The sequence below is a fragment of the Micromonospora sp. NPDC049679 genome (genome assembly GCF_040659735.1).
In the GTDB taxonomy this organism is placed as follows: domain Bacteria; phylum Actinomycetota; class Actinomycetes; order Mycobacteriales; family Micromonosporaceae; genus Micromonospora_I.
This window is the reverse complement of record NZ_JBFANZ010000024.1, coordinates 78,886-86,721: the sequence shown is the minus strand read 5'-3', so window position 1 is coordinate 86,721 and position 7,836 is coordinate 78,886. Positions and strand designations below refer to the sequence as shown.

At 74.1% G+C, this 7,836-nt stretch carries 7 protein-coding genes and 1 pseudogene; 6 read left to right on the top strand and 2 right to left on the bottom strand.

What is annotated here, in order from left to right; all coding sequences use genetic code 11:
- From AB0J06_RS17445 to AB0J06_RS17425, 5 genes and pseudogenes are all read left to right on the top strand, one after another.
- Nucleotides 1-262 (top strand): DegV family protein (locus AB0J06_RS17445; RefSeq protein WP_357429592.1); only part of this gene is annotated, 262 nt, incomplete at its 5' end.
- Between the two features lie 180 nt (nucleotides 263-442).
- Complete coding sequence (locus AB0J06_RS17440; protein ID WP_357429590.1) at nucleotides 443-1,324, top strand: ComEA family DNA-binding protein; 882 nt, start codon at nucleotides 443-445, stop codon at nucleotides 1,322-1,324.
- Nucleotides 1,321-3,717, top strand: a complete 2,397-nt coding sequence (locus AB0J06_RS17435) for a ComEC/Rec2 family competence protein (RefSeq protein ID WP_357429588.1) — start codon at nucleotides 1,321-1,323, stop codon at nucleotides 3,715-3,717. The genes AB0J06_RS17440 and AB0J06_RS17435 overlap by 4 nt, the downstream gene beginning before the upstream one ends.
- 117 nt (nucleotides 3,718-3,834) lie before the next feature.
- Nucleotides 3,835-4,809, top strand: coding sequence for a DNA polymerase III subunit delta (gene holA / locus AB0J06_RS17430; RefSeq protein ID WP_357429586.1), 975 nt, complete (start codon nucleotides 3,835-3,837; stop codon nucleotides 4,807-4,809).
- Nucleotides 4,810-4,838: 29 nt separating this feature from the next.
- Nucleotides 4,839-5,144 (top strand): annotated as a pseudogene (locus AB0J06_RS17425) (hypothetical protein); the annotation flags it as partial.
- Nucleotides 5,145-5,852: 708 nt separating this feature from the next.
- Here AB0J06_RS17425 and rpsT read toward each other — a convergent pair.
- Together rpsT and AB0J06_RS17415 are read right to left on the bottom strand one after the other, a co-directional pair.
- Nucleotides 5,853-6,119: a 30S ribosomal protein S20 gene (gene rpsT / locus AB0J06_RS17420; RefSeq protein WP_357429584.1), complete on the bottom strand. Its 267-nt coding sequence runs from the start codon at nucleotides 6,117-6,119 to the stop codon at nucleotides 5,853-5,855.
- Nucleotides 6,120-6,236: 117 nt separating this feature from the next.
- Nucleotides 6,237-7,220 carry a phosphotransferase gene (locus AB0J06_RS17415; RefSeq protein WP_357429582.1) on the bottom strand — a complete coding sequence of 328 codons (984 nt, stop codon included), beginning with the start codon at nucleotides 7,218-7,220 and terminating at the stop codon, nucleotides 6,237-6,239.
- A 46-nt stretch (nucleotides 7,221-7,266) separates the two neighbouring features.
- On the opposite strand from AB0J06_RS17415, the gene AB0J06_RS17410 reads away from it, so the two are divergent.
- Entirely contained in the window at nucleotides 7,267-7,803 is a 537-nt protein-coding gene (locus tag AB0J06_RS17410) for a DUF4240 domain-containing protein (RefSeq protein ID WP_357429580.1), read from the top strand.
- The last annotated feature ends 33 nt before the right edge of the window (nucleotides 7,804-7,836 follow it).

The following is a 7,836-nucleotide window of genomic DNA, read 5'->3' as shown; positions in this document are numbered from 1 at the left end:
GTTGGCCCGGCTGGTCGATCTGGCGGTCGAGGCGGCGGGGGAGTCCGAGGTCGACGTGGCGGTGCACCATCTCGACGGCGCGCAGCGGGCGGGTGATCTTGCGGGAGTGCTCGCGCAGCGGCTCGGTGACCGGCTGAGGGACTGCTACGTGACGGAGATCGGCGCGGTGGTCGCCGCCCACGTCGGCCCCGGCCTCGCCTGCATCGTCATTCACCGCCGCCCGCCTCTTTCCGTCGATCAAGGACATATGCGCGGGGTTTGATCTCTGATCGTGTGTATACGCCCTTGATCGATGGAAAGCTCCTTGATCGGCCGGTGACGCGAGTCGCTCTGCATAGCAGGGACTGCGCATGATCAGGGCTTTTTCCACAGGGGCCGCGGCTGTCCACAGCCGGTCGCCGGCGGCGTGCTGTCGGTCCCGCTGCCGACCTACCTTCTGCCCGTGCCCGACGATGACGAGATCGCGGTCCGTGCCCGGTTGCTGCGCCTGACCGGCCGGCTGGCCGAGATCGAGCTGCCCCCGGTCATCCGGCCGCCCGGGCCGGCCACGCCGACCCGGACCCCCACGGGAAGCGGCGGGGCGGCGCCGGAGAGGCCGTCCGGTGCGCTCCCGCCGGCTGCCGCACATCCCGGTACCGGTGACGAACATCTGCCCACGCCGAGCCGGCTGAGCGGCCAGGGCGCCTTCGATCCCGGTCGCCGTGGCATCAAGGCGCTGGGTGTCATCGCGGCTGTCGTCGTGGTGGGCGCCGGGGTCGTCGCCTGGTGGTCGCGGCCAGCCGTCGAGCCGGTGCCGGGCGCTCCGGCTGAGCTGACCGCGGCGCCGCCGACGGCGTCCGCGCCCGCCGCCAGCGGCGGCGGCGAGGTGGTGGTGGCGGTCGCCGGCAGGGTACGCCGTCCCGGCCTGGTCCGGTTGCCGACCGGAGCCCGGGTCGCCGATGTCCTCGACGCCGCTGGCGGAGCTCTCCCCGGCACCGACGTGGCCCTGCTCAATCTCGCCCGGAAGGTCAGCGACGGTGAGTTGATCATGGTTGGGGTGACCCCGCCACCCGGCGTCGGCGCACCACCGGGCATCGCACCGGGGGCCGGTGGACCGGAGGGGGCCGCCCCGGCCCCCGGTGCGCCCGGTGGCGGGAAGATCAATCTCAATACCGCGACACTGGCGCAGCTCGACGCGCTGCCCGGGGTCGGCCCCGTGCTCGCCCAGCGGATTCTCGACCACCGTCAACGGCGCGGCAGCTTCCGCTCCGTAGGCGACCTGCGCCAGGTCGACGGCATCGGGGATGCCCGTTTCGAGCAACTGCGTGAGCTGGTGACGGTGTGACCGGCCCGGCAGCAGACGACCCGCCGCCGGACCCGCCGCCGGACCTGCGGCTGGCCGGGCTGGCGGTGGCGGCCTGGCTCTCCGCTCTGGCCTGCCTGCACGTCTCCGCACGCACCGGAGCCGCGCTCGCCGGCGTGGCGGCCGGGTCCGCCCTCGTCGGGTCCGTGACCGACCGGCTACGCAGCCTCCGGCTCCCGTCCATCGTGGACAGGGTGCGCTGGGTCGTGGTGGCCGTGCTGCTCGGCGTGGTGTGCGGGAGCGTCGCCACCGCCGCCCGGGTGGCGGTACGGGACGCCGACCCCTTGGCCGCCCTCGTCCGACAGCATGAGTCGGTCACCGCGGACCTCGTCGTCCGTGACGATCCGCGTCCCGTCGCCGGAGCCACTGGGCGTCCACCGGTCTTCCTGCTCTCCGCCGAGCTCTCCCGCGTGCGCGCCACCGGCCCGGACGCCGTGCGGATCGCCGTGTCGGCGCGTGTGCTCGTGCTCGGCAGCGACGCGGGATGGCGTCCGCTCCTGCCCGGCCAGCGGGTGACCGTCGCCGGTCGGCTCCTGCCGCCGCGCGGTGGCGACCTGCGCGCAGCGGTCCTCTCCACCGACCGCGCCCCGATTCCGCGCGGTCGTCCGTCATGGGCTCAACGGGTCGCCGGATCGTTGCGCGCGGGCCTGCAGCGGGCGTGCGCGCCGCTCCCCGACGAGCAGGGCGGTCTGCTGCCCGGGTTGGTGGTCGGCGACACGACCCGACTGGATCCGACGGTCGAGGAGGATTTCCGCGCCACCGGGATGACGCACCTGGTCGCGGTGAGCGGCTCGAACGTCGCGATCGTCGTCGGGATGGTGCTGTTGCTGGCGCGCTGGGGTCGCGCCGGTCCGTGGCTGGCCGCCGCCGCGTCCGCCGTGGCGCTGGTCGGCTTCGTGATCCTGGCGCGTCCGTCGCCGAGCGTCATCCGGGCCGCCACGATGGGCGCCGTCGCCCTTCTGGCGCTCGCCGCGGGCCGTCCCCGTGCGGCCGTGCCGGCGCTCGGCGCGGCCGTCACGGTGTTGGTCGTGCTGGATCCGGAGCTTGCGGGGGACCCGGGATTCGCGCTCTCCGTCCTCGCCACGGCCGGCCTGCTTCTGATCGCGCCGCGGTGGCGCGACGCGCTGCGTCGGCGGGGGGTGCCGGCGGGCGTGGCCGAGGCGCTCGTCATTCCCGCCGCCGCACAGCTCGCCTGCGCTCCGGTCGTCGCCGGGCTCTCCGGCACGGTGAGCCTCGTGGCCGTACCGGCGAATCTGCTGGTCGTGCCCGCGATCGCGCCGGCAACTCTGCTCGGGGTCGGCGCCGCCGTGCTGTCGCCGTTCTGGCCGGCCGGCGCGGAGATCGCCGCCTGGTTCGGTGGCTGGCCGGCGTGGTGGCTGGTGACCGTGGCACGCTACGGCGCGCAGCTCCCCGCCGGCACGTTGCCCTGGCCGGGCGGGGTCGCCGGTGGCCTGTTGCTCGGAGCGCTCACCGTTGCCCTGCTCTTCGCCGTTCGACACCGTCTTGTCCGCCGGCTGGTCGCGGTGCTGGCGGTCGCGGTGGTGGTCGGCGCGCTGCCCGTGCGTCTGGTCGCATCGGGCTGGCCACCGCCGGGCTGGGTGCTCGCGGTGTGCGCGGTGGGCCAGGGGGACGCGGTGGTTCTGCCCGTCTCAGCCGGGACCGCCGTTGTGATTGACGCGGGACCCGATCCGGCGGCCGTCGACCGGTGCCTGCGCCGGCTCGGCGTCCGGGCCGTGCCGCTGCTGGTCGTGAGTCACTTCCACGCGGACCACATTGGCGGCTTCGGCGGGGTTCTCCGGGGACGTCGGGTTGGCGCCGTGATCACGACGAGGTGGCCGGAGCCCGCGATGGGGCGCGATGCGGTCTACCGGGCCGCGGCGCGGCGCGCGGTTCCGGTCGCCCCCGCGCCGGTCGGCTGGAGCTACCGGCGGGGGCTGCTCGAATTGACGATGATCGGCCCGCCGGACGAGATGACCGGCACCCGGTCGGATCCGAACAACAATTCGCTCGTGCTGCGGGCGACGGTGCGCGGAGTCGCCATGCTGCTGGTCGGCGATGCGGAGGGGGAGGAGCAGCGGGCGTTGCTGGACCGGTTCGGCGCCGCGTCGCTCCGTGCGGACGTGCTGAAGGTCGCCCATCACGGCTCGGCCTACCAGGACACCGCCTTTCTCGACGCCGTGCGGCCGAAGGTGGCGTTCGTGGCGGTCGGGGCGGACAACGGGTACGGGCATCCCAATCCCGGTGTGCTGGCCAGGCTCGCGCGGGGTGGAGCGCGGGTGCTGCGGACCGATGTGGACGGGGACCTCGCCGCGGTGCGGGGCGACCGGGGCCTCGCGGTCGCGGTGCGCGGGCCGGACATCGGTGAGTGGAGGTAGGCTTTGTAAGCTTTGTACCAATAATAGTAGATGTCTGGATTAGCGTTGGGTGATCAGTCCGATACTCGTCGGGATGAGGTGAGCCGCCGCGGCCGGACGCATGCGACGATGGCGAGCGTGGCCCCCACAGATCTCGCCCTACTCCAGCTTGTCCTCGGCGACGAGGAGTTGCTCGCCACCCGGGCAGTGACCGAGGCGATCGAGCGGGCGCGGGACCTGGAGCCCGGCGCCGACGTTCGCGAGTACGAGGCGGGAACGCTGACGCCGGGCGAGGTCGCGGAGATGCTGAGCCCGTCGCTCTTCGGCGGGCGTCGGGTGCTGATCCTGCGCTCCGGTCAGGACGCCCGCAAGGATCTGGTCGCCGCACTGCTGGCGTACGCGAAGAACCCCGATCCCGACGTCACGCTGGTCGTCGCGCACGCCGGTGGCGCCAAGGGCAAGGCCTTCGCCGACGGCCTGCGGGCGGCGGGCGCGACCGTGGTGCCCGCGGCGAAGCTGAAGGGGGACCGCGAACGGGTCGCGTTCGTCCGCGACGAGATTCGGCGGCTTGGTGGCCGCTGCACCGACACCGCGGCCGAGGCCCTGCTCGCCGCCGTCGGCAACGACCTGCGCGAGCTCGCGGCGGCCTGCGCGCAGCTCATCGCCGACACCGACGGCAAGATCGACCCGGGCACCGTCGCCCGTTACTACCGCGGCCGGGCCCAGGTGAGCGGCTTCACCGTCGCGGACGCCGCCATGGTCGGCGACGTGCCGGCCGCGCTGGAGGCGCTGCGGTGGGCGCTGCACGTCGGTGTCGATCCGGTGCCGATCGCGGACGCGCTCGCCGACGGCGTACGGACCGTCGCCCGGGTCGCCTCCGCGGGGCGGGGGAGCGCCTACCAGCTCGCGAGTTCGCTGGGCATGCCGGCGTGGAAGATCGAGCGGGCCCAGCGGCAGGGGCGTGGATGGACGGCCGAAGGGCTGGTCGACGCAATGCACGCGGCGGCCCAGTGCAACGCCGACGTCAAGGGCGGCGCTGACGACCGTGGCTACGCCCTGGAGCGCGCCGTCTTCGCCGTCGCCGCGGCGCGGCACGGAAGCGCCGGGCGGTGAGCGGGGAGCTCCGCCCCGGTCGGGTCGGGCTGTCGCCCGAGGAAGCCCAACTGCAACCGCTGTACGCGCGGGTAATCGGGCTGCAATATCTCAACCCCGGCGGAGTGCTCTGCTTCTTCTTCTTCGAAGGCGCGATCGCGCTCGCGGTGCTGCTGGCACTCGCCGAGTTGGTCACCTGGTGGGCGGTGCTGATCCTGCCGGCCACCGTGGGGGTGATGGTCAAGATCAATGACCTGGTGGCGGGTGCGGTGGTGCGTTCGGCGGCGCAGGTGCCCGCGCGTGAGCAGGAGCGGTTCCGACGTGAGGTGACGCCGGTGGTCGGCCGGGCCACCGTCCCCGATCCCGCCGCCGCCGACGACGCCGCGGGCGAGCCGACCGGCGCGCCGGACGAGCGTGCGGTGTCGGCGGCGCGCCCGTCGGATGTGCGCGGGGGACCGGTGCCGGCAGCGGAGACGCCGGGAGTGGATCCAGTGCCGGACGACGCCCGCTCGACGCGTGACAGCCGGGGGCCGGCTCTGCCCGGGGCGGAGCCGGCGATCGGGGGAGCCGTAGCCGGGGAGCCGGAGAACGCGTCGGACGTGGATGCGGTTGGCCCCGCCACCGCGCCGCCCATACCGGTCGCGTCGACGAGGTTGCCCGCACCCGCGCCGCCCGGTCCTGAACAGCTCACGCACGCCGGCTCGGCGGAGGACCTGAAGAGGATGGGCCCAGGGAACGGAGGACCCTGTCCCGCGCTGCGCGTGGGGGGCGACCCCGGGGCGGAGTCCGGCCGGCTCGGCGCCGCGCGCGAAAACGCCGGCACTGCGCGTCCGCTCAACGCACCCGCCGCCGAGCACCTGCAACGACCGGCGCGGCAGCGGACCGATCCGACGGATCGGATGGATCAGGCGGACACGCCCGAGCAGCGGTCACGGCAGTCGGCCAGCCGCCGCTACGAATGACCGCTCGGCAGCCGAACGTGGTCGGCTCCGGACAGCCCAACGGGCACCGCCCGGAGCCGTGAGACTCGGACGATGCCCGTGCAGGTAGGTGCGTCGAACCCGTCAGGCGGAGAGCGACTCCAGGCGCTTGGCGATGGCCGACTTGCGGTTCGCCGCCTGGTTCTTGTGGATAACGCCCTTGCTGACCGCAACGTCGAGCTTGCGCGAGGCTTCGCGCATGAGGGCGGTGGCCTGCTCGGCGTCGCCAGTCTCGCTCACCGCGTTGAACTTGCGGATGGCGGTCTTCAGCGCCGACTTGACCGACTTGTTGCGCAGCCGGGCCTTCTCGTTCTGCCGGTTGCGCTTGATCTGGGACTTGATGTTCGCCACGCGACAGCCTCGTCCTGGTAGTTCGGGTTGATTACGTCTTCGAGCGCAGGCAACAACAGCGCGTCGCCAGGCGCGAAAATTCAGGCTACCAGGTCGGCGGGGTCGAGCCAAAATGGCTCAGCTCCACCCCCGCCGTGCGGAGAGCCAGGTCAACGCTATCCCGCCGCTCCATCGCGCGTGTGCGCGAAGGTGCGGGGAGGCGTCGGTGGCCCCCGCCGCGCTCCGGGTGAGCCAGTGCCCGCAGAGCGCGGCCAGGGTGGCGTCGAGCGCGTCCGCCGGGGCGTCCCGGGCCGTCGGATGCGCCGCGAAGAGCGCGTCGGCGTCGAGTCCGCTGGCGTACGCGGTGACGAGCAGGCCGGCGGTGTCGAACCAGGCCGGGCCGAGGCAGGGCCAGTTCCAGTCGCAGATCCAGGCCGCGCCGCCCCCGTCGATCAGCACGTTGTCCAGCCGCAGATCGCAGTGGATCACCCCGCCACCGGTGGCGTACGCGGGGAGGGCCGCCTCCAGGGCGGCGAGTTCGGCCAGCCGGGCCGCCGCGTGTGACGGGACGGCGGGGAGCGCTTCGCGCCCGGCGACGATCTCGCCCCACCAGCTCAGGTCGGCGCGGAGCAGGTCGGCGAGGGTGGGGAGCCCCACGCGGAGAAGCTCGGCGGGGGGCTCCCGCAGGGCCGCCGCCGCGGTCGCCCACGCGGTCAGGGTCGCGTCGAGGTCGTCGGGGGCCCAGGGCAGGCGGGGCATCCGGCCGTCGATCGCGTCGAAGCAGACAACGGTGTGCCCCGCCGCGTCCAGGGTCCAGCGGAGCCGGGGCGCGGGGACCACGGCGGGCAGGATCGCGGTGATCGCGGCCTCCCGTGCGTACCAGTCGGCGACGTGTGGCTGGTCGCTGCGGGAGGCGGCCTTGACGAAGACCCGGTCGCCGTCCGCGGCCGTCAGGACGGCCGCGAAACCGCGGGTGAAGCCGCCGCCCGCGGTGACCGCGGCGGTGACCGGCACGCCGATCCGCGCGGTGATCGCGTCGCGCAGCGCCGCGGGGAGGTCCGCCCAGTCCGGGCGTACGGCGGTCGCGCCGTACGGCACGGGCGGCACGGAGATCGGGAGCATGCGCCCATGGTGCCGGTGTCGTACCGACATGGCACACTGCCGCGCCATGAACACCCAGCAGTTCTGGACGTTGATCGAGCAGGCCCGGGCGGGCGCCGAGGGCGAGCCGGCGTCGGTCGCGGCGCGGGCGACGGCGGCGCTCGCCGGTCATGACGTCGCGGAGATCGTGGCGTGGGACCGGCATCTGCGAAGGGTGCTCACCGCCTCGTACCGCGAGGACCTGTGGGGCGCCGCCTATCTGATCAACGGCGGCTGCTCCGACGACGGCTTCGACCATTTCCGGGGCTGGCTGATGACGCAGGGCCGGGACGCGTTCGCCCGGGCGGTGACGCAACCGGATTCCCTGGCGGAGCTCCCGGCGGTGCGTCGGGCGGCGGCCACCGGCGAGGAGTTGGAGGCGCCGGACATGCTGGGGATCGCCGAGCGCGCCCACGTGCAGGTGGCCGGCGTCGAGTTGCCCGTCGAGCCCGATGCCACGCCCCCGCCGGCCACGGACGAGTTCTGGGACTTTGACGACGAGGACGAAGCGCGCAGGCGCCTGCCAGGGCTGGCGGCGCTCTTCGTGGAGCCGCCGCAGGAGTGATCCGGCGCTGCTCGGAGGAGTGATTCGACGCCG